Origin of the sequence: Brevibacterium sp. CCUG 69071, from assembly GCF_021023135.1 — a bacterium.
Lineage (GTDB): Bacteria > Actinomycetota > Actinomycetes > Actinomycetales > Brevibacteriaceae > Brevibacterium.
In genome coordinates, this window is the sequence record NZ_PGFV01000005.1 from 109,195 (window position 1) to 130,826 (window position 21,632).

Below are 21,632 nucleotides of genomic sequence, written 5' to 3' on the forward strand. Positions count from 1 at the left end.
CGAACGACACCCGTGATCCACCCAGGAGAATGATCATGACACCGATGCGCCGGCTGACTTCGATGCCGCGGCTGCTCACCGCCCTCGCCGGCACCGCGCTGGCCCTGTCACTGACCGGCTGCGGTCTGCTCGGCGGTGGGAATGAGAGCGACCCCGCAGAGTCAGACGCCGCCCAGACGGAGGATGCCCAGTCCGCTGAGGCTGCGGAGTCCGGCGAATCCGAGGGCCAGATGGGACAGGCGGCGGAGACCGAAGAACCCACCGAGGCGGCCGAGCCCGAGCCGAGCGAGACCGAATCCGAGGATCCGTTCGCCGACGCTGCCACAACGACCAACTGGGCCAGCGACGATGCGATGGAAGTCGACAAGAAGGGCAACGGCACGGTGCCGGCCACATCACTCGAGGCCGATCTCGTCGACCTGTTCGAGAACGAACTCGACTTCGAGGTCAAGAAGGCAGAGTGCGCGGAAGATATGGATCTCCGCGAATGGTACGGCTTCGAGACGTGCAACGTCACGGTCAAGGACGACTCGATGACCAAGAAGGAGAAGACCTACTACGGGACGGTGAAGATCGTCGACCACAAAGACAAGATGATCAAGTACGAGCTCATGTTCCCCGGGATCGACAAAGAGGACTTCGACTTCAAGGACTGATCACCGATCGGCGGTCGATCCCACCGCTGCCCTCTCCTCGTCGCCCACATGACCATCGGTCGTGTGGGCGACGAGTCGTTTCCGGGGGTGTCCGGATGATCCGCTGATGACATATCGACCGGGCGCCTCGGCGGCGGAAGCGCCGGCCGCACCGGGTTCGCCCTCCGCACTGCGGACCGGGTCCTGTTCGTCCAGGGCTTCGCGGATGATCCGTCGCGGATCGTACTGGCGGGGGTCGAGCGTCTGCCAGTCCTCGGCACCCAGCGACTCGGCGGCACGGTCCTTGGCGACGTCGAGCTGAGACCGGAGCAGCCGGACCAGCTCGCCGAGCTTCTGTGCGCAGGAGGGCAGTCGGCTCGGACCGATGACGATCAACGCGATGATGCCGACGAGGACGATCTTCTCGAAGCTCAGACCGAACATGTTCGGCTCCTTTCAGTGTGCGGCTGATCCGGTGGCCGGTCATAGCCGCGGGTGCGGTCGTGGATCCAGGCGATGGCGAGCGCGGCGAGGAAGAGCAGGGCCATGGGCGCCGCGACGAAGACCATGGAGAGGACATCTGCGGCCGGGGTGACCAGGGCCGCGAAGATGACGATTCCGACGATGCTCACCCGCCATGCCTTGGCGATCGTGCGCGCCGAGAGCAGCCCCATGAAGTTGAGGACGACGAGGAAGACCGGGAGGACGAAGGCGATGCCGGTGGCCAGGACGATCTTGAACACGAAGTCGAAGTAGTAGGAGGCCTGCAGGATGGTGCTGTCTTCGGAGGCGGCGAAGGACGTGAGCACCTCGACCATCCGGGGGAAGATATAGAGGCCGGTGAGGCAGCCGCCGATGAAGAGCGGGAGTGCGGCGGAGAGGAATCCGAAGGTGTATCGCTTCTCCCTGACCGTCAGCCCCGGGGTGAGGAAACCGAAGATCTCGCCCAGCCAGACCGGGCTGGAGACGATGATTCCGGAGTACACGGCGATCCGCAGCTGGAGGTCGAAGGCTCCTGTGACGCTGTCGTAGTTGAGCGAGGCGCTGCGGGATTCGGCGAGCTCGGTGATCGGTGCCCGCAGGACATCCATGACGAAGTCCGAGGCGAGGTAGCCGATGACGGTGCCGATGAGCAGCGCCACCGCCGCGCGGATCGCCCGATTGCGGGCTTCCTTGATATGCGCGGACAGGGGCATCTTCGCCGCGGCGGTGGCAGTGCTCATGATCGGGTCCGCGCCCGCGCCTCGGCGGTGATCGGGTCGGTCACTGCTTCATAGGAGACGCATTCGCTCTCGGCCGCCGAGCCGGTGTCGGACGGGGACTTCTTCTCGGTGGTCTCGTCCTTGAGGATCCGGACGGACTGTCCGAGGCTCTTGGCGAGCGCGGGGAGTTTCGCCGCCCCGAAGACGAGGACGATGATCGCGAGGATGACGAGGGCGTGCCAGCCCGTGAGGTTGTGCAGCATGATGTGTGGCCTTTCGAATGGGTGTCTGCTGGGCGTGACTATTGGGCGGAGGAGTCGCTGCCGTCTCCGGCGGGAGCCTCACCGTCGGGAGGTGCTCCTCCGCCCTCGGGTCCGGCGCCGCCCTCGGGCGGCTGACCGCCTTCGCCGCCGCCTCCCCCGGCAGGTGCGGCACCGCCGGTGGGTTCGGTGTCCGTGTCGACGGGGACGTCGAGGGAGGCCACGTAGCCGGAGTCGGTGTCGCCGCTGATCGTGGCGAGCTGGTGTTCGCCGCCGTCGTCGCCGAAGACGTTGTCGTCATCGAGGCTGATGGCGGCGAGGTTCTTCGCCGATCCGTCGTAGGCCTCGAGTTCGAACACGGCGTTGCAGGCGTCTTCGGTAAGGGCCATCTGCGAGGTGGCGATCGCGTTCTCGGCATCGGTGATGGAGTCGACGTCGGGGTAGACCTCGAAGTGGATGTGCGTCCACCGCCCGGAGTAGCAGCCCGGGAAGACCGAGGTGAACGACACTTCGCCGTTCTCGTCGGCGACCTGGACGCCGCGCAGCCAGGTCGCGTCCTCGACACCGTCGGAGTACATCGAGTACCGGCCCTGGGCGTCGCAGTGCCAGGCGTAGACGGCGACTCCTTCGAAGGGGGCGTTGTCGCCCGCCATATCGGTGACCTTGAGATTGAAGGTCAGGGGCACGCCCTCGACGGTGTCGGAGCCGTCGATGTTCGAGCGGATGTCGGAGCGCACGATTCCCGACTCTTCGAGGATGTCCGGTCCGTTGGAGCCGTCTGCCGGGTAGGGGCCGGCCGTTTCGTCGGGGATCTCCGTGACCGATCCGCTGCTGCTCGAGCTCGAACTCGTCGAGCCGGAGGCTCCGGAGCTGCAGGCGGCCAGGGCCATGGTGCCGACTCCGGCGCCGACGAGTCCGAGGACCCCGCGACGGCTGAAGAGGGTGCGGATGTCGAAGGAGGCGCCTTGGTCGACGACCTCCTCCTCTGGACGGTCGAGGAGTCTGCCCTCAAAGGCGGGGCCGTCGGGTGTCTGGTCCGGTTCGGGTACGCGAGCCATGAGCTGTCCTTCCTTCGCTGATGTGATGACACCATCGTGGAGGCCGGCTCTGGCGCGGGACTGTGGCGTTCCTAGGTCACAGCTGAGGATGCGGAGGACGAATGTGCGCCGTCCCACCAGTCGAGGACGCGCAGGGCCTGCAGGGTCACCCATTTCGAGGGCTGGCCAGGGGGAACGTCGACGTGGAACCACACCTCTCCGTCGTGTCGGTGCCCCTGCAGCCAGGACCCGTCTTCTTCCCGTTGGCTGCGGATGGACTCGATCGCCTCGCTCATCCGCGGGTCGGGGACCGCTCTGTCGGCCTGCGCCGCGCGTCGGAGGAAGTCGGTCGCGGGGAGGATGCCGTAGAACCACCGTCGGGGGTGGAAGAGTGCGAAGACGCGATCGTCGAAGGGTTCGCCGCTGCTCTGCCGACGGAAGAGATCGCGGGTGAGCAGGTATTCTTCTCCCCGGGCCCGCGCCTCGGCGACCCGTGCGGAATCACCCGTGACCTGTTGGTAGTCGAGCAGTCCGATCAGGGCATTGAGGGTGGAGTGGAATGAGGAGACCTGCGAACCCTCGACCCATTCGCAGTTCCATCCTCCGTCGTCCTGCTGGTGGGTGAGGAACCAGTCGACGATGCCGTCGACCTCGGCGCCGAGCCAGAGTCCATTCGACAGGGTCCAGGAGTTGATGCACACGTCGACCTCGCCGCCCCAATAGGGCAGGTCCTCGTATTCCCAGCGCACCGCGGTGAGCTTCTCTGCGGTGCCGGCCAGCGCCGAGGCGTCGACTCCCCAGTCGCGCAGATCGTTGAGTGCCCAGGTGGTGGCCGTCCATGGCTGTGGTGTGTCTTCGTCGCCGCTGAAGTTCGCGGGGAAGAAGGCTCCTCCAGCCCAGGTGCCTTCCGGATCCTGCCGGCTCAGCAGCTCGCGGCTGAATCCTTCGCGCACCACTCGTGCTCGCGTGGACTGCCAGGTCTCCTCTGCGGCGCCGAGGAGGTCGCGCTCGACCTGCCACCGCAGGGCGGGGTCGGAGTCGAGAAGCCAGTCAGCCAGTCGTGCATCGATCATCGTCGTTCCTCTGCATCCAGCCTCGCCCCGGACGGGTGAGGTTCCTGGCACGAGGCTACGCCGCCCTACGGATGCGCGGAACCTCCGGAGACGAAAGAACTCCCCCACCGGACTGTCCGTCCTGGTGAGGGAGTTGAGTGGTAGCGGGAGGGGGACTCGATCCCCCGACCTCACGATTATGAGTCGTGCGCTCTAACCAGCTGAGCTACCCCGCCCCAGCGCCGCAATCTAGGCGACACGAGAGCCCCGAAAGGGAATCGAACCCTTGACCTTCTCCTTACCATGGAGATGCTCTGCCGACTGAGCTATCGGGGCAACAGGTAAGAATTTACACGGGTTTCCATGACCGGGGCAAATCCGGTCTCGGTGACCTCACTCACAAATCGCCCGACTCCTACTTCACGGGATCGAATCGGCCGGCCAGGAACCCCTGCAGCCGCCCGGGCTGATTGGTGATGATCCCATCGACCTCGGCGTCGAGGAGCTCCCGCCATTCGTTCATCCCGTCGACCGTCCACACGAACACGCCGAGGTCGTTGTCGCGGATCTCGGCGACGACCGATTTGCGCAGACTGAAGCCCTTGTACGAGGGGTTGATCGCGACCGCACCGAGACCGCGGGCGATCTCGATGTCCTCGGGCTTGGGCACCATCCGGAGCAGGAAGCGAGTGACCATCGGCAGCAGATCCCGGCAGGTCTCGAGGGTCTCGGTGTTGAAGGACTGGACGACCATCCGGTCGGCCGTGCCGGTCTCGACGACGAGCTCGGCGATGCGGGCCACCGCACCGGAGGACCACTCCCCCTTGAGCTCGAGGAGGAGCTCACCACCTCGGTGCTGGATATCGCGCATCACCGCGGCCAGCGTGGGAATCCGCACCCCGGTGAAACCAGGGCCCATCCACGACCCGGCATCGACGAAGGACAGCTCCTCGGCGGTCAGGTTCGCGACCGGACCCTTCCGGTTCGTGGTCCGGTCGAGATCGGGATCGTGGAGGATGACGGGAACACCATCGGCACTCGTCGAGGTGTCGACCTCGATGAAATCCACGCCGAGGGCACGAGCGGCATCGACCGCGGCGAGACTGTTCTCCGGCACCACCGCGGAGTAACCTCGGTGCGCGATGACCAGCGGACGGTTCATCGATCCGGGTCGCTCGGTCATGCCTCGCTCATGCAGGAACTGCAGAAAACTCATACGCCCACACTATGCCCTACCGCCTGCGCACGTAGTCCCACAGTTCAGGAAACGAGGACGAAACACGCTCAGAGCTCCGATGACGTACTATCTTGTGAGCTGATTCACTTTCCCCTAAGAAGGGCTCACCATGGAAGCCATATTCGCAGCCGCGATCGTCCTCGCCTTCATCGCTCTCGGCGAACTGATCTCGATCTGGTCCAAAGCGCGGGTGCCCAGCCTGCTCGTCGCAATGCTCGGCATCTTCATCTTCGCGAAGATCGGCATCGTCCCCGACACCGTCGTCGACGACTCGATGCTCGTGCAGATCTACACCATCCTCGTCGCACCCCTGCTCTTCCACATGGGTACGCTCATCCCCCTGCGGGTGATGCTCAAACAGTGGCGCTCGGTCATTATCGCCGTAGCCGGAATGCTCGCCGCCGTCCTCCTCATCCTCGTCGTGGTCGCCCCGCTCTTCGGCTTCGAGACCTTCGTCGCCGGCTCCGGACCGCTGGCCGGGGGCATCGTCGCTACCGGCCTGACCACCGAGGGCCTAACGGCCCATGGAGCCGCCTCATCAATCATCGTGCTGCCCGCCCTCGTGCTCATGCTCCAGTCACTGCCGTCGATGCCGATGACGAACTTCCTGCTCCGCCGCTATGCCACCAAACTGCGCGACAGCGGCGAACTCTACGAACTCGCCGCCGCCCATCACGAGGAGGACCAGGAGGCCGCGACAAAGAAGAAGCTCGTCACCTTGCCGCACTTTCTCGTCGACAATCAGCTCTTCATGCTCTTCCTCATCCTCGTCGGCGGTTCGCTCGCGACGCTCATTGCGATCCCGACCCACATCCCATCGTCGATCGTCGCTCTCATCCTCGGCATCATCGCCACCGCGATCGGGCTCTCCCCGGACAAGGCGATGGAGCGATCGAACTCCTTCGGCGTCGCCATGGCCGGCGTCATTGCCATCGTCATGGCCCCGCTGGTGGCCGCTTCGGTGCAGGACGTGATCAACGCCTTCCTGCCCACCGTCACGATCCTCATCGTCGGCGGCGCGGGCATCATCGGCGGTGGTTACATCGCCACCAAGCTGCTGCGGTGGAAGTCCACCCTGGGCATGTCGGTGGCGCTGACCGCCATGTACGGTTTCCCCGCCGACTACCTCCTGACCAACGAGGTGGCCCGATCGATCGCCCGCGACGACGATGAGAAGGAGGCCCTGCTCAACGTCATGCTCCCGCCGATGCTCGTCGGCGGCTTCACCTCGGTCTCGGCAGGTTCCGTGGTCATCGCCAGCGTGCTCGTGAGCCTCCTGTGAGCGGCGTGACCAGCGCCGGTCAGGACCTCTTGACCGAGGCCGCCGGACTCCTGCCGCAGCTGCAGGAGCTGCGACGCAGACTCCACGCCGACCCCGAGGTCGGACTCGATCTCCCACGCACCCAGGCCACGGTGCTGGAGTCCCTGGCCGACCTCGACCTCGAGATCACCACCGGGGAGGGAACCACCTCGGTGGTGGCCGTGCTGCGGGGCACCCATCCGGACAGACCGGCCGAGGCTCCCGCGGTGCTGCTGCGCGGGGACATGGACGCCCTACCCGTCGAGGAGCTGACCGCAGAGCCGTTCGCCTCGACCAACGGGAACATGCACGCCTGCGGACACGACCTGCACACCGCCGGACTCGTCGGTGCCGCACGCCTGCTCCACACCCACCGCGGCGAGCTGCGCGGAGATGTCGTGTTCATGTTCCAGCCGGGCGAGGAGGGGTACAACGGGGCGTCGGTGATGATCGCCGAAGGCGTCCTCGACGCCGCTGGCCCGCGGGCGATCGCGGCCTTCGGCGCCCACGTCCATATGGGCGAGCGCGGGGTCGTCGCCACCAGGCCCGGGACCCTGCAGGCCGGTTCGAACGTCCTGCACGTCACGATCAACGGCCACGGCGGCCACGGCTCCCAACCGGTCACGGCGGTCGACCCGGTTCCGGCCCTGGCCGAGCTCGTCACCGCTCTGCAGAACATGGTCAGCCGCCGCATCGACGTCTTCGACCCGATCGCGCTCTCGGTCACCCAGTTGCAGGCCAGTGAGGCCGTCAACGTCATCCCCGCCTCGGCGAGCCTCGGAGCCACCGTACGGACCCTCTCCGAGGATTCTCTTGACACCGTCCGGACTCGGTCGAAGCAGTTGGCCGAGGGCATCGCCGCCGCCCACGGGTGCACCGCCGAGGTCGACTTCGAGGTCCAGTACCCCGTCACCGTCAACGACGAGGACGAGACCGCCTGGGCCCTCGACGAGGTCCGCGGTCTCCTCGGCGATGACAGGGTGGAGGTCCTCGAACAGCCGATCATGCCCAGCGAGGACTTCTCCTTCGTCCTCGCCGAGGTGCCGGGAACGTACATGATGCTCGGGGCCAAACGCACCGATGTGCCCGAGGAGCGCCAGGGGAACAACCACTCCCCCTTCGTCGTCTTCGACGATTCGGTGCTCGGGGATCAGGCCGGACTGCTCGCGCACCTGGCGATCGCAAGGCTCACGGCCGAGATGTCCGCGTAACCGAATCGGAACACGACTGCCCACCCGGCTCACCAGGGCCTGGCTAGCACTGCCAGTGTGACTCCATCGATCCCCCGGACCCGTGACCTGACCCTCGACCTCGCCCGCGTGGTCTGCGTGCTCATCGTCGTCTTCGTCCATCTCGTACTCACCGGGGTGCAGCTGCTGTGGCTGCCGATGCCTGCCCCGGGTAGCGGGGTGTGGTGGCTGAGCCGACCGCTCTTCGTCATCGCGGTCCTGCTGCTCGTGTGGGCGATCTCGACGGGGACCAAACGGTGGGAGAGCCCGAAGCCGGTGCTCGCGCCGCGGTGGTCCTCACCAGCGGTTCAGCCTCGACGGAAGGACCACCACCGGCGCCGAGGTGACGGCGGGGTCTCCGCGCCATCGCCGTTCGTCGGTTCTTCGGCCCGGTCCGCGGCCCGCTCGCTGTCCGACCTCCGCTCCCGCCAGGCGGCGACCTCCTTCTCGACATCGCGGGGCGGGGTGAACACGGGTGGGCCTTCGCGCAGGTCCATCACGGCGGCGCGGACTCGGGCATTGAAGCCGGCGAGGTAGTCCCGGACGTCGGCTTCGCGGGTGAAGGCGTCGAGAGTGTCCTCGAGTACCGCGCTCTCCTTGCGCAGCTGGAAGGCGGCGGGGGCGACCCCGCTCATGTCCTCGCGCTCCATCTTCTGTTTGATCCACCAGTCGGGATCCTCGGAGTTGTGCAGTCCGCTCAGGGGTCTGCCCAGTCCGGGCAGGTCGTCGAAGTCACCGCGCCTGATCGCCTCGTCGAGTGCGGATTCGACGATGGCGTTGCGGTCCTCGAGCGAGTTCATCCGCTTGGGTGCGTGGTCGTCGTTCGCATCGCCGTTCATCACTGTGCCCCTCGTGTCCGCTTATCCCTACGCTATGGACTCGGGAGCTCCGAGGCAAGGGAAAAGCCCCGTGACCAGAAACTGGTCACGGGGCTGATCCGCTCTGCGTGGCAGATGAAGGATTCGAACCTTCGAAGGCAATGCCGGCTGATTTACAGTCAGCTCCCTTTGGCCGCTCGGGCAATCTGCCGCAGGTGGCGCTCGATGAGCACTCGAAAAGAATACTAGCAGCGGGACCGTTTTACCAACTCGATAGACGCAGGTCACAATTGCCGGTCTCGACTAGACTCGGGCATCAGTGACTCACCCATACCGGCTGCTGCCGGTCACCGACCACGAAGGAGCTTCCATGGCCAGCGAATCATCGTTCGACATCGTCAGCAAGGTCGATCGGCAGGAGGCCGACAACGCCCTCAATCAGGCTGCGAAGGAGGTCAACTCCCGTTACGACTTCCGCGGCACCGATGCCTCGATCGCCTGGAGCGGCGAGGCCGTGCAGATGAAGGCCAACAGCGAGGACCGAGTCAAGGCCATCCTCGACGTCTTCCAGTCGAAGCTGGTCAAGCGCGGAATCTCGCTGAAGTCCCTCGAGGACGGCGAGCCCTACCCGTCCGGCAAGGAGTATCGCATCGATGCCTCGATCAAGGAGGGCATCGACAAGGACAATGCGAAGAAGATCTCGAAGATCATCCGCGACGAGGGCCCCAAAGGCGTCAAGGCGCAGATCCAGGGCGATGAGCTGCGCGTGAGCTCGAAAAAGCGCGATGACCTGCAGGAGGTCATCGCCCTGCTCAAGAGCCAGGACCTCGAGGTCGACCTGCAGTTCGTCAACTACCGCTAGAGGCAGGGCCGGGCTCCCTCACCCTGCCGAGAGGCTGCGGGCGAACTCCGTGAGTTCGCCCGTGACCGCGGTGCTCATCTGCTCGTCATCGATGCTCGGTGTCCCGTCGCCGCTCTGCGGCCCGTAGTCGCCGAAGCTCGCGTGACTGGCACCGGGAATCTCGACCATCCGGGCAGAAGCGGGCAGATGGTCACGGTTCTCCGCGATCTTCTGCGGTGTGGAGAGTCCGTCGGCGCTGCCGGAGAGACTGAGCACGGGAATGTCCGAATCGGAGATATCTGTTCCGCAGTAGGAGGCGAAGAGGACGAGGGCCGCGGCCTCGGAGGCCGCGGAACACGCGCGCACCCCGCCCATCGAGTGGCCACCGACCATCCACGTCTCGACCTCGGGCACATGCCCGGTGAACGCCGTGAGCCCGCGCGGGTCGAAGAGAGCCAGACCCAGCCAGGGTTTGACGATGACCACAGTGGTCCCGGTGTCGACGGCCAGTCCGACCAGTCGTGCGGCGTAGGCGTCGGCATCGACCTTCGCCCCCGGATAGAAGACGAGCCCGAGGCTCGAATCGGCCTCTCCCGTGGGGCGCAGCACCATGGCATCCGCATCCTCGGCCACCTCGAGGCCAGGCTCGGTGAGAACGGACTCCAACGGTCCCGGTTCGGCCTCCATCACGCCGGTCTTCGCCCACACCGCCAGCGCGATCGCCGCACCGACGATGATCACGAGGAGGACGGCGATCAGGCGGATCGCCCACCGGCGCACGGTTCGAGCAGAGGCCACGTCTGGATCCTACTCTTCCAGGATGACCGCCGACGCCGCAGCAGGCCCAAGAGACGATTCAGTGTCCGGGCAGCTCGAGGGGAATGTAGTACAGGCCTTTCGAGTCCTCCTCCACGCTGACCCGCAGGCGGTCGTCGACCTGGACGAACTCATTGACCTTGATGGTGCCCTTGACCTCGGCGAGTCTGCGCACGGCGAAGGCAGGAATGAGTCCCTGACGGCCGTCGCCGTCAACGGCCAAGGCGTATTTGGGCCCGGTGGCGCGGACCTTGACCACGATGGTCCGCTGTTCCGCGAGCTGGGCCGCGAGGTCCGAGTCCGGTTCGGGGTTCGTCAGGGCCGAGAGCTCTTCGGCCAGAGTGTCGGCCATATCGTCGACGGTGGCGAGCATGTTCGCCATGGCCCGAGCGAACTCCCCGTGGAGCTCGCTCGGCTTCATCGCCGCACCGGGCTTGTACATGTCCTCATGCGTCAGTTCGCCCCAGGCATCCTGGAGGCGGGTCTTGACCTGGATCTCCGCGAACACCGGTTCACCATGGTCGGAGGGGATCTGCAGGGTCACATGGCAGGCACGGTACCCGCTCGGCTTCGGCGGGTCGACGTAGTTCTTCTCGTCGACGAGGACGAACGAGCCCAGCTGCTGCGGATCCCGCAGGGAGTCGAACATCATGATCTGATCCCGCGGGGACTTGCACAGCACCTTGACCCCGACGATATCGCGGATCTGATCTTCGACATCGCCGACCGACTCGAGGTGCAGCGTGGGATCATCCTCGAGCTTCTCAGTGAGCTTCTTCAACGTCCGTGCCGAGTCCTTGATCCGATGGCCGTCGACGTCGAGCCGAGAGATGTCCTTGTCCTTGAGCAGTCCCCGCTGCTGGGCCTTGAGCCAGTGCTTGATCTGCACAGCGGCAGACTCCCAGGCCTCGAGCCGCTGCGCATACGCCTGCTCAACAAGCGTTCGCAGCGTCGAATCCGCGCTCATGTCCTCGCCTGCCGCAGTCGAATCAGTGGCCCGAGACGGGTGCCGCGGATTCGCTGTGGACGTGTCCGCGCGCCTCGGCGAGCATCCCCCCACGGGTCGCGATCTTCACACGCTCACGGCCCTCGGCCTCGCCCGCGGCCTTCTCCGCCGTCTCGACCCGGTGGTAGCCCTCCCAGTCGACATAGTCGATGCCTTTGGACTCGAGGAGGTCGACGATCGCATCCTCCCCCGGGTACACGGGATCGCTGAGCACACCGGCGCTGCGGTCGTCGATGATGTGCGTGATCGTCTCGAGGGCATCGCCCTTCGTGTGCCCGATCAGCCCGACCGGACCGCGCTTGATCCAGCCGGTCGCATAGACGCCGGGGATGACATCGGCCTCGGCGGCCTTGGCCTGTTCTTCGGCGTCGACGACGCGTCCCTCATGGTTGGGGATGACGCCCTTGGCGGCGTCGAAGGGCAGCTGCGGCAGCGCCGTACCGGCATAGCCGATGGCCCGGTAGACGGCTTCGACGTCCCAGTCGTGGAATTCGCCGGTGCCAGTGACATTGCCCGTCCCGTCGAGCTCCTGGCGTTCCGTGCGCAGCCCGGTCACCCGATCCTCGCCGAGGATGGCCACCGGTGCATGGAGGAAGTGCAGGTGCAGACGGCGCTTCGCACCCGTGGGCTCACGCATCGTGAAATCGGTCAGGGTCTTCGCGACCTGCTTGACCTGGTTCGAGGACTCAATCGCAGCCATCGACCCTTCGTCGAACTCGAAGTCCTCGGGATAGACGATGATATCGACATCGGCCACATGACCGAGTTCGCGCAGCTCCAGCGGTGTGAACTTCGCCTGCGCCGGTCCGCGGCGTCCGAACACGTGGACGTCCGTGACCTGCGAAGATTTGAGCCCTTCGTAGACGTGGTCCGGAATTTCGGTGGTGTGCATGTCGTCGGCCTGTTTGGCCAGCACCCGGGCCACGTCGAGGGCGACATTGCCGTTGCCGAGCACGGCGACCTGCTCCGCTTCGAGCGGCCAGGTCTGACCCACATCGGGGTGCGAGTCGTACCAGTTGACGAAGTCTGCGGCGCCGTAGGAACCAGGCAGGTCGACACCGGGAATCGACAGCGGCGCATCAACGAAGCAGCCGGTGGAGAAGATCACGGCATCGTAGAGGTCGGTGAGCTCGCCCAGTCCGAGGTCGACGCCGTACTCGACGTTCGAGAACAGGCGGATGTCGCCGCGGTCGAGGACCTTGATCAGAGCATTGATGATGCCTTTGATCCGCGGATGATCGGGAGCCACACCATAGCGGACGAGACCGAAGGGAGTCGGCAGGCGCTCGAAGAGGTCGATGCTGACCTCGAAGTCGCGTTCGGCCTTCGTCAGCAGATCAGCCGCGTAGATACCTGCAGGGCCGGCACCGATGATGGCCACCCGGAAGGGACGAGTCATTCTCACACCTCTCTAGTCATTCATACCCGAGTCTATCGCCAATGTAGGTCGTCCTTACAACGACGTGAGCAAGCTCGCATTCCCACCGCGGCCCGAGACCTCACTAGACTCTGAGTGTGAGTACGAATCCTGCCCCCGATGAAAGCGCCTTCCGCCGCGCCGGCCTGATCAACGGCTTCAGCGCCTACCTGCTGTGGGGCATCATCCCGCTCCTGTTCGCCGCGGCCGCTCCCACCGGCGCCCTCGAGCTCGTCTCGCACCGGGTCATCTGGTCCCTCGTCTTCTGCGCGATCCTGCTGCTCTTCACCGGCGGATTCGCCCGCACCTGGAAGATCATCACCTCCGGCCGCACCTTCGGCCTCCTCGCCCTCGCCTCGGTGCTCATCGCGATCAATTGGACGGCCTTCATCTACGGCGTCGAATCCGGCCACCTCGTCGAGGTTTCACTGGGCTACTATCTCAATCCGCTGATCTCGATCGGACTGGGCGTGCTCTTCCTCGGTGAGAAGCTGCGCCCGCTGCAGTGGACGGCCGTGGGCTTCGGCCTCGTCGCCGTCATCATCGTCGGCCTCGGCCTCGGCCGGATGCCCTATCTCTCGTTCACCGTCGCCCTGTCCTTCGGCCTCTACGGACTGGTGAAGAACAAGGTCGGCAATCGGGTCGGGGCGCTCGAGGGGATGACGATCGAGAGCATGGTGCTCACGGTCCCCGGACTCATCTACCTCATCGCCCTCGGCGCCCAGGGCCTGTCGACGTTCACCGGCTTCGGCGCCTCCCACGTCATCATCATCCTCATCACGGGCCCGGCCACGGCGATCCCGCTCATCCTCTTCAGCGCCGCCGCCCGCCGCATCCCCCTGTCCTGGGTGGGCATGCTGCAGTACATCACTCCGACGATGCAGTTCATCATCGGCACCGTCATCCTCGGCGAGGCGATGTCCACGCCGAGGTGGATCGGCTTCGTCGTCATCTGGATCGCCGTGATCCTGCTCAGCGTCGACCTCGTCCGAGCCAGTCGCCGGCGACGCTGACTTCGGGACCGAAGACCCTTGACAACCGCATTGGTGGCATGGTTAATTAGTTGAGTAACTAACCAACCCACCAGGAGTCACCGTGATCGACGACGACAGACCGCTGTTCGCACAGATCGCCGAGAAGGTCGAGGATTCGATCATCAACGGCACACTGCCCGAGATGTCCCGAGCACCCTCGACGAACGAACTCGCGCACTTCTATTCGATCAACCCGGCCACCGCGGCCAAGGGAATCAATCTCCTCGTATCCAAAGGGGTGCTCGAGAAACGGCGCGGCATCGGCATGTTCGTCACCGACGGCGCTCGGGCGCTGCTCATCAACGAACACCGCACCACCTTCTCCGACAGCTTCATCACTCCCCTGCTCACCGAAGCCAATCGCCTCGGCCTGGGCTCGGAGGACGTGATCGCGCTCATCACCGAGCGCTCCCGAGAGATCCACCTGACCACCGCACTCGACCCCGCCGCCACGAAGGGATGAGACATGACCTCCGTCATCGAGGTCCGCCACCTCACCAAGACGTACAAGACCACGACCGCTCTCGATGATGTCAGCCTGAGCATCGAGGCGGACTCGATCTACGGACTCCTCGGCCGCAACGGCGCCGGCAAGACGACGCTGATGTCGATTCTCACCGCACAGAACTTCGCCACCTCCGGCGAGGTCGAGGTGTTCGGCGAACACCCCTATGAGAACGCCCGAGTGCTCAACCGGATGTGCTTCGTCCGGGAGAGTCAGAAGTACCCGGACGACTCCACCGCCAGGCACGCGCTGGCCGGTGCCCGGCTGTTCTTCCCCCGCTGGGATCAGGCCTTCGCCGAGGAACTCGTCGCTGACTTCCGGCTCCCGCTCAAGACGCCGATCAAGAAGCTCTCGCGCGGACAGCAGTCCGCCATCGGAGTCATCATCGGCTTGGCCTCACGAGCGGAGATCACGTTCTTCGACGAGCCGTATCTGGGCTTCGACGCCGTCGCCCGCCAGCTGTTCTACGACCATCTCATCGCCGACTACGCCGAATGCCCGCGGACGATCCTGCTCTCGAGCCACCTCATCGACGAGGTCGCCGATCTCATCGAGAATGTCATCGTCATCGACCATGGTCGCATCATCATGGACGAACCCACCGATGCGGTGCGGGGTCGCGCGGTCAACATCGTCGGCGACGCCGACTCCATCCAGCGCCTCGTCGCCGGCCGTGAGGTCATCCACCGTGAGACTTTGGGCCGGGTCGCCTCGGTGACGATGCTCGGCCGGCTCAGCGAGGTCGACCGCCACTACATCGCCGAAGCCAATCTCGATCTCACCCCGGTCTCCCTGCAGCAGCTCGTCGTGCGCTCCACCCGCGATGAGACAGCCGAGCACACCGATTCCGACACCGATGTCAGGAGCCTTCAGCCATGACCGCCACAGCAGATTCCCCCGGCCTCGCAGCCGCACCATCGGCGTTGTGCGCCTTCAGTTCACGAACACGCAGACCTTCGTGTGGGTGCCCGTGCTCGTCCTCGGCGGGGTGTGGCTGATCACGCTCATCGTCTACTGGATCATCTCTGCCTCCGGGGTCGAGGGTCCGATGTACAGCGGCGGGTCCCAGGCTCCCCTGTGGTACTTCGCCGTGGTCGGTGCCCAAGCGATGAATCTGACCTTCTACTTCTCCCAGGCGATGAGTCTGACCCGTCGCGAATTCTGCCTCGGCTCACTGGTGGCCGCGGCAATCAGCGCGGTCGGGATCTCCCTCGTCTTCGTTCTCCTCGGCCTCATCGAACAGGCCACGGACGGGTACGGAATCAACGGCTACTTCGCCTACCTGCCCTGGTTGTGGGAGGCGGGACCGCTGGCCGCTGGACTGACCTACTTCGTCCTCACGATGCTGTGGTTCGTCCTCGGCTTCTGGTTCGCGATCGCCTATAAGCGCTTCGGGCCGCTGATCCTCACGATCTCGCTGCTCGTGATCGCGCTCCTGATTCTCGGCGGGGCTGCACTCATCAGCGCCAATCAGGCCTGGCCCGAGGTGTGGCTGTGGTTCGTCTCCGCCGAGGCCACCGGACTGGCACTGTGGGCCGCGGCTCTCTGCACGGTCTTCGCCGCCGGCTCTTACCTCACCCTGCGTCGCCTGACCACCTGAGTGAGGACTCAGCCGAGCAGAAGGAGCAGGCCGCCGGCGAGCACAGCGGCCACCGCCACGGCCGCACCCATGGCCGCGGTGGTGCGCCAGCCCATGGACTTGCCCACCATGACCATCGAGGGGACGCTGAGCGCCGGCAGCGCCACGAGCAGGGCACCGGTGACTCCAGCTCCGACGCCCGCGGCCAGCAGAGCGAGGACGATCGGAATCTCCCCGCCGGTGGGAATGACGAGCAGCGTGCCCACGACCGCGGCGAGCAGGATCGCTCCGGCCCCGAGCTGCGCCTCAAGTCCGTAGACCCCGGTCAGCCAGGGACTGATGAGTCCGATGAGGAAGACGAGGGCGAGGTGTTCGGGAACGAGGATGAGGGTGAACCTGGACAGGGACCGCAGATATCGGGTGGGAAGCGAGGACAGCCTCGGCGGGCTCGGCTCGGGCTCCGGAACCACCTCGGCGCGGCCGGTCACCCAACGCCCGATGAGGGCACTGGCACCCACGGCGATGAGGAGGGCGAAGACTATCCGCACGGCCACGTAATGCCACGGCAGGACGAGAACGAGGAAGATGAGGACGGCCGGGTTGAGCAGCGGATTGCCCACCCAATAGGCCAGCGCCGCCGACCTCCTCACCCCGGTGTCGCGCAGGCCGGCGGCGACGGGGGCGGCACAGCAGGTGCACATCATGGACGGTGTGGAGAGTGCGGCCCCGACAAGGGCCTGACCGGTATGACTGCGCCGATTCATCAGCCGCAGCAGCCAGTCCCGTGGGACGAGCGCATCGATAGCGGCCGCGATCAGCAGGGCCACGAGCAGCGCCTTCCACACGGCGGTGAAGTAGACGAGCGTGAAGTCCCAGGCGCCGGCCAGTGAGATCGTCTCCCCGGCGGCGTCGAAGAGCGGAGTCCCGTCCCAGACAGAGGTCTGGCTCATCGTCCAGGCCTTGTCCCAGTACGGCATCCACTTCGACCAGCTCAGGCCGATGACCAGCACGGCGGCCAGAACGCCCAGGCCCACCCAATCGACGGGCGAGAGCCGGCGGGGACTGCTTGGAGCCGAGGTGACGGACATGGTGGTCAGGCGCTGCGGGCGACCACGGAGTCCGCGAATGCGAACAGGGAGTCCTTGACCAGCCCGTCGGGCAGCGGCCCCAGCGAGGACTTCGCGTCCTCGGCCCAGCGCAGAGCCTCGGCGCGGGCCTTCTCGGTCACGGGATGCGCGGCCAGTGCGGCACGCGCGGCCTCGAGCGCAGAATCGGAGGACAGATCCGCGTCGAGGAGATCGACCACCTCGGCGGCGGCCGCATCACCGTCGGCGGCAGCAGCGCGGACGTAGAGCACGGGCAGGGTCGGCACGCCTTCACGCAGGTCCGTGCCCGGAGTCTTGCCTGAGACCGATGAGGTGGTGGTGAGGTCGATGATGTCGTCGGCGAGTTGGAAGGCGATGCCCACGCGTTCGCCGAAGTCGCGGACGGGTTCGGCCAGGGCCTGATCGGCACCGGAGAACATGACCCCGAACTGCGCCGAGGTCGCGATGAGCGACCCGGTCTTGTCGGCGAGGACCTGGATGTAGTGCTCGATCGGATCGGTGCCCTCGGGCGGGCCGGTGAATTCGTTGAGCTGTCCGAGGACGAGGCGTTCGAAGGTCTCGGCCTGGATCCGCACGGCTTCGGGACCGAGCTTCGCGGTCACCCCCGAGGCCTTCGAGAACAGCAGGTCGCCGGTGAGGATGGCCACGGAGTTGCCCCACACCTCGTGTGCGGCCGGAGCACCCCGACGTACCGGGGCGTCATCCATGACATCGTCGTGGTAGAGGGAGGCGAGGTGGATGAGCTCGACGGCCACGGCCGCATCGAGGATCTCGTCGCAGTCGGCCTCGCCGAGGCGGGCGGTGAGCAGCACGAGGTTCGGTCGGGCGCGTTTTCCGCCGGCGGCCAGGAGATGCTTCGACGTCGTGTCCGGCAGCTTCCTCGTCTGCGCGGTCGCATCGTAGAGCCTGGTCTCGACGGCCTCCAACTGGGTCGAGATGTCCGCCGAAAGCTGTGCATCGGCACCGATGAAGGTCGCCGGAGAGGCTAGGTGGCTCATGTCCTCGTCATTCGTCGTAGTCGGTGTCGGCGGGCGGGTGCCGCCGTCGCGATCGTGCTCAGGCATTGCTCGTGGCCGGAACAATTCGGGTCAGGGCGGAGATCACCCGGTCGATGAGATCGGCCTCGGTCACCGTCGGGTCGCGGTAGAGGTTCGCCAGCAATTTCACGACGAACTCCATCACGACGTCAACACCCATACCGTACTTGATTCCGAAGTGCATGAGTGCAGGGTGTCCGATGACGGCGGAGAACACGCGCCCCAGGGTGAAGTAGCCGCCGAGTGAGTCACCGATGAGAGCCGGGTACTCCTCGAGGCGTCGGCGCATCACGTGCCGGGGATAGCGCGCGTAGGTGGAGATCACCTCGGCGGCCAGTCTGGCGGACTCGAGGGCGTAGTCGATGCCCTCTCCGTTGAAGGGGTTGACCATGCCGCCGGAGTCGCCGATGAGCAGCAGCCCCCGATGGAAGTGCGGGGTGCGATTGAAGGCCATCGGCAGTGCCGCGGACTTGATCGGGCCCAGGGAGGTGGTCTCGTCGATGCCCCATTCGTGGCCCATATCGGCGATCCACTGACTCATCATGGCCTTGAAGTCGACCTGACCGAACTGGGGTGAGGAGTCGAGGAGGCCGGCACCGATGTTGATGGTGCCGTCGCCCAGCGGGAACAGCCAGCCGTAGCCGGGCAGGATCTCGGACTGGCCCGCCTGGTTCGTCGAGCGCATCTCGACCCAGCTCTCGATGTAGTCGTCGGCATGCCTCGGCGAGGAATGGTAGGCGCGGACGGCCACACCCATCGGCCGGTCGTCGCGCTTCTCGAGGCCCATGGACACGGCCAGCCGGGAGGAGACCCCGTCGGCGGCGATGACGATCGGGGCTCTGAAATGGGCTTCGGGGCCGACGCGACGGCCGCGGTGGTCGGTGCCGGAAGCGTGCACGCCCTGGATCCAGCCGTCCTCGCCGATGTCCGGTGACATGGCCTTGACCTGCTCGAAGAGCCTGGCGCCGCTGCGCCCGGCGTGGCGGGCGAAGGCTTCGTCCATGCCCATGCGCGGGCGGGTCAGCCCGTAGTTCGGGGTGCCGTCGATGTCGGGCCAGTCGAGTTCGAGTCGGTGCCCTCCGCCGATGAGACGCAGCCCGCGGTTGCGGTGCCAGCCGTCCTCGACGGGAGTGTCCATGCCGAGGTAGCCGACCTCTTTGACAGCGCGCGGGGTCAGGGCGTCTCCGCAGATCTTGTCGCGGGGGAAGCCGGACTTCTCGAGGATGATGACCTCATGGCCGGTCTGGGCGAGGTAGGCCCCGATCGCCGAGCCTGCGGGACCTGCGCCGACGACGATGACCTCGGCGTCGAATTCGTTCACAACCGGGCTGCTCCCGGCTTGAGCGCGTGGTGGACGGCGACGATCCCGCCGGTGAGGTTGCGGTACTTGACCTGGTCGAAGCCGGCGTCGCGGATCTGGTGGGCGAATTCGTCCTGATCGGGCCAGGCGCGGATGGATTCGGCGAGGTAGACGTAGGCCTCGGGGTTCGAGGACACGGCCTTCGCGACCGCGGGCAGGGCCCGCATCAGGTACTCCTTGTACACGAGGCTGAACGGGTCGAAGGTCGGCGTCGAGAATTCGCAGATGACGAGCCGGCCGCCGGGTTTGAGCACGCGCAGCATCTCCGCCAGGGCGGTGTCGACCTCGTGGACGTTGCGGATGCCGAAGGAGATCGTGACGACGTCGAAGCTCGAGTCCGAGAACGGCAGATCCATCGCATCGGCGTAGATGAAGTCGATCTTCGGGTGCCTGCGGCGGCCTTCGGAGAGCATCCCGGAGGAGATGTCCCCGGCGACCACCTCGGCGCCGTGCCGGGTGAAGGTCATCGACGAGGTGCCGGTGCCCGCAGCGAGATCGAGGACCCGCTCGCCGGGGCCGGCCGCCACCGAATACGCAACCGTCCGCCGCCAGGAGCGGGCGAGACCGAAGGTGAGGACGTCGTTGGTGAGATCATAGCGGGAGGCGACGTCATCGAACATCGAGGCGACGTCGTCGGGCTGCTTGTCCAGCTGGGCACGGTTCATGTCCTTATTCTCTCAACACCTGAGCCCGGGGGCGAATCCTCGGACACCGGCTTCTCACGGCGCGGGATTCAGCCCGAATTCGCGCGGAACTCGACTAGGCTGGGCACGTCATGACTACGACCTTCACCGCCTCCGCCATCACCTCCGCCCCACAGCGCCTGCACGTGCGCTCCCGCTTCGTCGACGACGTCGATCCGGGGCCCGGCTTCCCCTTCGAATCCGGACTGCCGACCACGGTCGAACAGACGCTGGAGCTGCTGCCCACCTCGGCGTTCTCCTGCTGGGTCCGCGACACCTCCGGGCTGATCGGGTTCGGGCGGACCCTGCGGATCCGCGCCCGAGGCCCCGAACGCTTCGCCGAGCTCTCCGCGGCCTGGAAGGCGCTCACGGCGGCCGCCTCGGTCGAGGACGAGGTCGAACTCCTCGGCTCGGGACTGATGTGCTTCGCCACTGTCGCCTATTCCGGGGAGTCCGAGGTCGATTCGATCATCCACGTCCCCGAATTCGTGCTCGGTCGCCGCGGCGGTCGCGTGTGGCTGACCTCGATCGCCGCCGAAGGCACGGTCCCCACTCCCCCGGTCCTCCACGCCGAACCCCTGCGCCGGGTCACCTCGGCGAGGTCCTCGGACGGGGACCTTCCCGCCGCGGACTGGGCGGAACTCGTCGCCCGAGTCTCGGACATGCTCACCCCAGTCGCCGATTCCGCCGAGGTGGACGCCTTCGCCGAGGATCCGACACTGCGCAAGATCGTCCTCGCCCGCGACGAGGTGGTCACCACCGAGGATGACATCGACGTGCGCTCGGTGCTCGGGGCGCTCAACCGCAGCTACCCGAGCTGCTGGACCTTCGATGTCGCCGGCCTCATCGGGTCGACTCCGGAGCTGCTCATCGGCGTCGACGACAGGCGGGTGTCCTCACGGGTGCTTGCGGGCACGTACCGGGTCGAGTCGGACCCGAGTGCGGAGATGCCGGCGGCGCGGAAGCTGCTGAGCGCCCACAAGGACTCCACCGAGCACGCCTTCGCGATCGCGTCCCTGCAGCGCAGCCTCGGCTCCGTGGCCGAGGACGTCTCCGTCGACGAACGCCCGCACCTGCTGCCCTTGGCCAATGTCATCCACTCCGCCTCCGACGCGCAGGCGCAGCTGCCCCAGGGCTCGGAGCTCACCGCCCTCGATGTTGCCGCGGCGGTGCATCCGACGGCGGCGGTCGGCGGGTATCCGCAGGCCAGTGCCGTGGTCCATGTCGATGAGCTCGAACCGCTCGATCGCGGCCGCTACTCGGGTCCGGTCGGCTGGATGGACGGGCGCGGCAACGGTCAGTTCGGCATCGCCCTGCGGTGCGGGCAGCTCGAGGAGCGCAATCGGATCCGACTGTTCGCCGGGGCCGGCATCATGCCCGATTCGGACCCCGACGCCGAGGTGGCCGAGACCGAGGCGAAGTTCGCTCCGATGCGCCGGGCGCTGGGGTTGGGGTAGGTCGCGGCTTGGGTTGACACG

The 21,632-nt window shown here is 66.3% G+C and carries 23 protein-coding genes and 3 tRNA genes; 9 read left to right on the forward strand and 17 right to left on the reverse strand.

All coding sequences use genetic code 11. The features are described 5' to 3' along the window. The first annotated feature begins 35 nt into the window (after positions 1–35). Positions 36–656: a hypothetical protein gene (locus CV023_RS14470; RefSeq protein ID WP_230746881.1), complete on the forward strand. Its 621-nt coding sequence runs from the start codon at positions 36–38 to the stop codon at positions 654–656. On the opposite strand, the gene CV023_RS14475 is transcribed toward CV023_RS14470, so the two are convergent. From CV023_RS14475 to CV023_RS14510, 8 genes are all read right to left on the reverse strand, one after another. Then, positions 657–1,079, reverse strand: coding sequence for a twin-arginine translocase TatA/TatE family subunit (locus CV023_RS14475; protein ID WP_230746884.1), 423 nt, complete (start codon positions 1,077–1,079; stop codon positions 657–659). Beyond that, positions 1,067–1,858, reverse strand: a complete 792-nt coding sequence (tatC, locus tag CV023_RS14480) for a twin-arginine translocase subunit TatC (protein WP_230746886.1) — start codon at positions 1,856–1,858, stop codon at positions 1,067–1,069. Before tatC ends, CV023_RS14475 begins: the two co-directional genes overlap by 13 nt. Continuing rightward, positions 1,855–2,100 carry a twin-arginine translocase TatA/TatE family subunit gene (gene tatA / locus CV023_RS14485; protein ID WP_230746887.1) on the reverse strand — a complete coding sequence of 82 codons (246 nt, stop codon included), beginning with the start codon at positions 2,098–2,100 and terminating at the stop codon, positions 1,855–1,857. Before tatA ends, tatC begins: the two co-directional genes overlap by 4 nt. A gap of 38 nt (positions 2,101–2,138) precedes the next feature. After that, complete coding sequence (locus CV023_RS14490) at positions 2,139–3,155, reverse strand: intradiol ring-cleavage dioxygenase (RefSeq protein ID WP_230746888.1); 1,017 nt, start codon at positions 3,153–3,155, stop codon at positions 2,139–2,141. A gap of 71 nt (positions 3,156–3,226) precedes the next feature. Next, positions 3,227–4,207, reverse strand: a complete 981-nt coding sequence (locus tag CV023_RS14495) for a squalene cyclase (protein ID WP_230746890.1) — start codon at positions 4,205–4,207, stop codon at positions 3,227–3,229. Between the two features lie 138 nt (positions 4,208–4,345). Further along, positions 4,346–4,422, reverse strand: a tRNA-Met gene (locus tag CV023_RS14500). A gap of 27 nt (positions 4,423–4,449) precedes the next feature. Further along, positions 4,450–4,522, reverse strand: a tRNA-Thr gene (locus CV023_RS14505). A 79-nt stretch (positions 4,523–4,601) separates the two neighbouring features. After that, entirely contained in the window at positions 4,602–5,402 is an 801-nt protein-coding gene (locus tag CV023_RS14510; protein WP_230746892.1) for a glycerophosphodiester phosphodiesterase, read from the reverse strand. 130 nt (positions 5,403–5,532) lie between these two features. On the opposite strand from CV023_RS14510, the gene CV023_RS14515 reads away from it, so the two are divergent. Both CV023_RS14515 and CV023_RS14520 read left to right on the forward strand, forming a co-directional pair. Then, entirely contained in the window at positions 5,533–6,705 is a 1,173-nt protein-coding gene (locus tag CV023_RS14515; RefSeq protein WP_230746893.1) for a hypothetical protein, read from the forward strand. Beyond that, on the forward strand, positions 6,702–7,934 hold the full coding sequence (locus CV023_RS14520) for a M20 metallopeptidase family protein (protein WP_230746894.1): 1,233 nt from the start codon (positions 6,702–6,704) through the stop codon (positions 7,932–7,934). The genes CV023_RS14515 and CV023_RS14520 overlap by 4 nt, the downstream gene beginning before the upstream one ends. Positions 7,935–8,260: 326 nt before the next feature. Here CV023_RS14520 and CV023_RS14525 read toward each other — a convergent pair whose 3' ends face one another. Together CV023_RS14525 and CV023_RS14530 are read right to left on the reverse strand one after the other, a co-directional pair. Further along, positions 8,261–8,791 (reverse strand): J-domain-containing protein, encoded by a 531-nt coding sequence (locus tag CV023_RS14525; protein ID WP_230746896.1) that lies wholly within the window; start codon positions 8,789–8,791, stop codon positions 8,261–8,263. Between the two features lie 108 nt (positions 8,792–8,899). Then, positions 8,900–8,981 (reverse strand) — tRNA-Tyr (locus tag CV023_RS14530). A gap of 159 nt (positions 8,982–9,140) precedes the next feature. Here CV023_RS14530 and CV023_RS14535 point away from each other — a divergent pair. Next, positions 9,141–9,632 carry a YajQ family cyclic di-GMP-binding protein gene (locus CV023_RS14535; protein WP_230746898.1) on the forward strand — a complete coding sequence of 164 codons (492 nt, stop codon included), beginning with the start codon at positions 9,141–9,143 and terminating at the stop codon, positions 9,630–9,632. Positions 9,633–9,650: 18 nt separating this feature from the next. On the opposite strand, the gene CV023_RS14540 is transcribed toward CV023_RS14535, so the two are convergent. From CV023_RS14540 to CV023_RS14550, 3 genes are read right to left on the reverse strand one after another with little or no spacing between them, the layout of a single operon-like run. Further along, positions 9,651–10,409, reverse strand: a complete 759-nt coding sequence (locus tag CV023_RS14540; RefSeq protein WP_230746900.1) for an alpha/beta hydrolase — start codon at positions 10,407–10,409, stop codon at positions 9,651–9,653. 58 nt (positions 10,410–10,467) lie between these two features. Then, positions 10,468–11,394, reverse strand: coding sequence for a GTP pyrophosphokinase (locus CV023_RS14545; protein WP_230746902.1), 927 nt, complete (start codon positions 11,392–11,394; stop codon positions 10,468–10,470). 22 nt (positions 11,395–11,416) lie between these two features. After that, the gene (locus tag CV023_RS14550) at positions 11,417–12,832 is read right to left on the reverse strand and encodes an FAD-dependent oxidoreductase (protein ID WP_230746903.1); all 1,416 of its coding nucleotides are present in this window, start codon (positions 12,830–12,832) and stop codon (positions 11,417–11,419) included. Positions 12,833–12,948: 116 nt separating this feature from the next. On the opposite strand from CV023_RS14550, the gene rarD reads away from it, so the two are divergent. The 4 genes from rarD (at position 12,949) to CV023_RS14570 (ending at position 15,989) form a co-directional block, all read left to right on the forward strand. Continuing rightward, on the forward strand, positions 12,949–13,863 hold the full coding sequence (gene rarD / locus CV023_RS14555; RefSeq protein ID WP_230746905.1) for an EamA family transporter RarD: 915 nt from the start codon (positions 12,949–12,951) through the stop codon (positions 13,861–13,863). Positions 13,864–13,945: 82 nt separating this feature from the next. Continuing rightward, positions 13,946–14,347, forward strand: a complete 402-nt coding sequence (locus CV023_RS14560) for a GntR family transcriptional regulator (RefSeq protein ID WP_230746914.1) — start codon at positions 13,946–13,948, stop codon at positions 14,345–14,347. A 3-nt stretch (positions 14,348–14,350) separates the two neighbouring features. Further along, entirely contained in the window at positions 14,351–15,268 is a 918-nt protein-coding gene (locus CV023_RS14565; protein ID WP_230746916.1) for an ABC transporter ATP-binding protein, read from the forward strand. A 46-nt stretch (positions 15,269–15,314) separates the two neighbouring features. After that, positions 15,315–15,989 (forward strand): hypothetical protein, encoded by a 675-nt coding sequence (locus tag CV023_RS14570; protein WP_330166663.1) that lies wholly within the window; start codon positions 15,315–15,317, stop codon positions 15,987–15,989. A gap of 8 nt (positions 15,990–15,997) precedes the next feature. Here the strand turns inward: CV023_RS14570 and CV023_RS14575 are convergent, their stop codons facing one another. From CV023_RS14575 to CV023_RS14590, 4 genes are read right to left on the reverse strand one after another with little or no spacing between them, the layout of a single operon-like run. Continuing rightward, entirely contained in the window at positions 15,998–17,056 is a 1,059-nt protein-coding gene (locus CV023_RS14575; RefSeq protein WP_230746921.1) for a permease, read from the reverse strand. A gap of 5 nt (positions 17,057–17,061) precedes the next feature. Continuing rightward, positions 17,062–18,072 carry a polyprenyl synthetase family protein gene (locus tag CV023_RS14580; RefSeq protein WP_230747241.1) on the reverse strand — a complete coding sequence of 337 codons (1,011 nt, stop codon included), beginning with the start codon at positions 18,070–18,072 and terminating at the stop codon, positions 17,062–17,064. A 58-nt stretch (positions 18,073–18,130) separates the two neighbouring features. Next, a complete protein-coding gene (locus CV023_RS14585) occupies positions 18,131–19,432 on the reverse strand; it encodes a geranylgeranyl reductase family protein (RefSeq protein WP_230746923.1) in 1,302 nt (433 codons plus the stop codon). Beyond that, on the reverse strand, positions 19,429–20,136 hold the full coding sequence (locus CV023_RS14590) for a demethylmenaquinone methyltransferase (RefSeq protein ID WP_230746925.1): 708 nt from the start codon (positions 20,134–20,136) through the stop codon (positions 19,429–19,431). The genes CV023_RS14585 and CV023_RS14590 overlap by 4 nt, the downstream gene beginning before the upstream one ends. A gap of 110 nt (positions 20,137–20,246) precedes the next feature. On the opposite strand from CV023_RS14590, the gene CV023_RS14595 reads away from it, so the two are divergent. Continuing rightward, positions 20,247–21,611: an isochorismate synthase gene (locus CV023_RS14595; RefSeq protein WP_230746929.1), complete on the forward strand. Its 1,365-nt coding sequence runs from the start codon at positions 20,247–20,249 to the stop codon at positions 21,609–21,611. Positions 21,612–21,632 lie beyond the last annotated feature (21 nt).

Excerpts from the sequence above, each read along its gene's own strand:
- tatC (WP_230746886.1), bottom strand. The coding sequence starts at position 1,858 with ATGAGCACTGCCACCGCCGCGGCGAAGATGCCCCTGTCCGCGCATATC.
- CV023_RS14510 (WP_230746892.1), bottom strand. The coding sequence starts at position 5,402 with ATGAGTTTTCTGCAGTTCCTGCATGAGCGAGGCATGACCGAGCGACCC.
- CV023_RS14565 (WP_230746916.1), top strand. The coding sequence starts at position 14,351 with ATGACCTCCGTCATCGAGGTCCGCCACCTCACCAAGACGTACAAGACC.
- CV023_RS14550 (WP_230746903.1), bottom strand. The coding sequence starts at position 12,832 with ATGACTCGTCCCTTCCGGGTGGCCATCATCGGTGCCGGCCCTGCAGGT.
- CV023_RS14535 (WP_230746898.1), top strand. The coding sequence starts at position 9,141 with ATGGCCAGCGAATCATCGTTCGACATCGTCAGCAAGGTCGATCGGCAG.
- CV023_RS14590 (WP_230746925.1), bottom strand. The coding sequence starts at position 20,136 with ATGAACCGTGCCCAGCTGGACAAGCAGCCCGACGACGTCGCCTCGATG.
- CV023_RS14515 (WP_230746893.1), top strand. The coding sequence starts at position 5,533 with ATGGAAGCCATATTCGCAGCCGCGATCGTCCTCGCCTTCATCGCTCTC.
- CV023_RS14490 (WP_230746888.1), bottom strand. The coding sequence starts at position 3,155 with ATGGCTCGCGTACCCGAACCGGACCAGACACCCGACGGCCCCGCCTTT.
- CV023_RS14575 (WP_230746921.1), bottom strand. The coding sequence starts at position 17,056 with ATGTCCGTCACCTCGGCTCCAAGCAGTCCCCGCCGGCTCTCGCCCGTC.
- CV023_RS14495 (WP_230746890.1), bottom strand. The coding sequence starts at position 4,207 with ATGATCGATGCACGACTGGCTGACTGGCTTCTCGACTCCGACCCCGCC.
- CV023_RS14475 (WP_230746884.1), bottom strand. The coding sequence starts at position 1,079 with ATGTTCGGTCTGAGCTTCGAGAAGATCGTCCTCGTCGGCATCATCGCG.
- CV023_RS14525 (WP_230746896.1), bottom strand. The coding sequence starts at position 8,791 with ATGAACGGCGATGCGAACGACGACCACGCACCCAAGCGGATGAACTCG.
- CV023_RS14545 (WP_230746902.1), bottom strand. The coding sequence starts at position 11,394 with ATGAGCGCGGATTCGACGCTGCGAACGCTTGTTGAGCAGGCGTATGCG.
- CV023_RS14470 (WP_230746881.1), top strand. The coding sequence starts at position 36 with ATGACACCGATGCGCCGGCTGACTTCGATGCCGCGGCTGCTCACCGCC.
- CV023_RS14580 (WP_230747241.1), bottom strand. The coding sequence starts at position 18,072 with ATGAGCCACCTAGCCTCTCCGGCGACCTTCATCGGTGCCGATGCACAG.
- CV023_RS14595 (WP_230746929.1), top strand. The coding sequence starts at position 20,247 with ATGACTACGACCTTCACCGCCTCCGCCATCACCTCCGCCCCACAGCGC.
- tatA (WP_230746887.1), bottom strand. The coding sequence starts at position 2,100 with ATGCTGCACAACCTCACGGGCTGGCACGCCCTCGTCATCCTCGCGATC.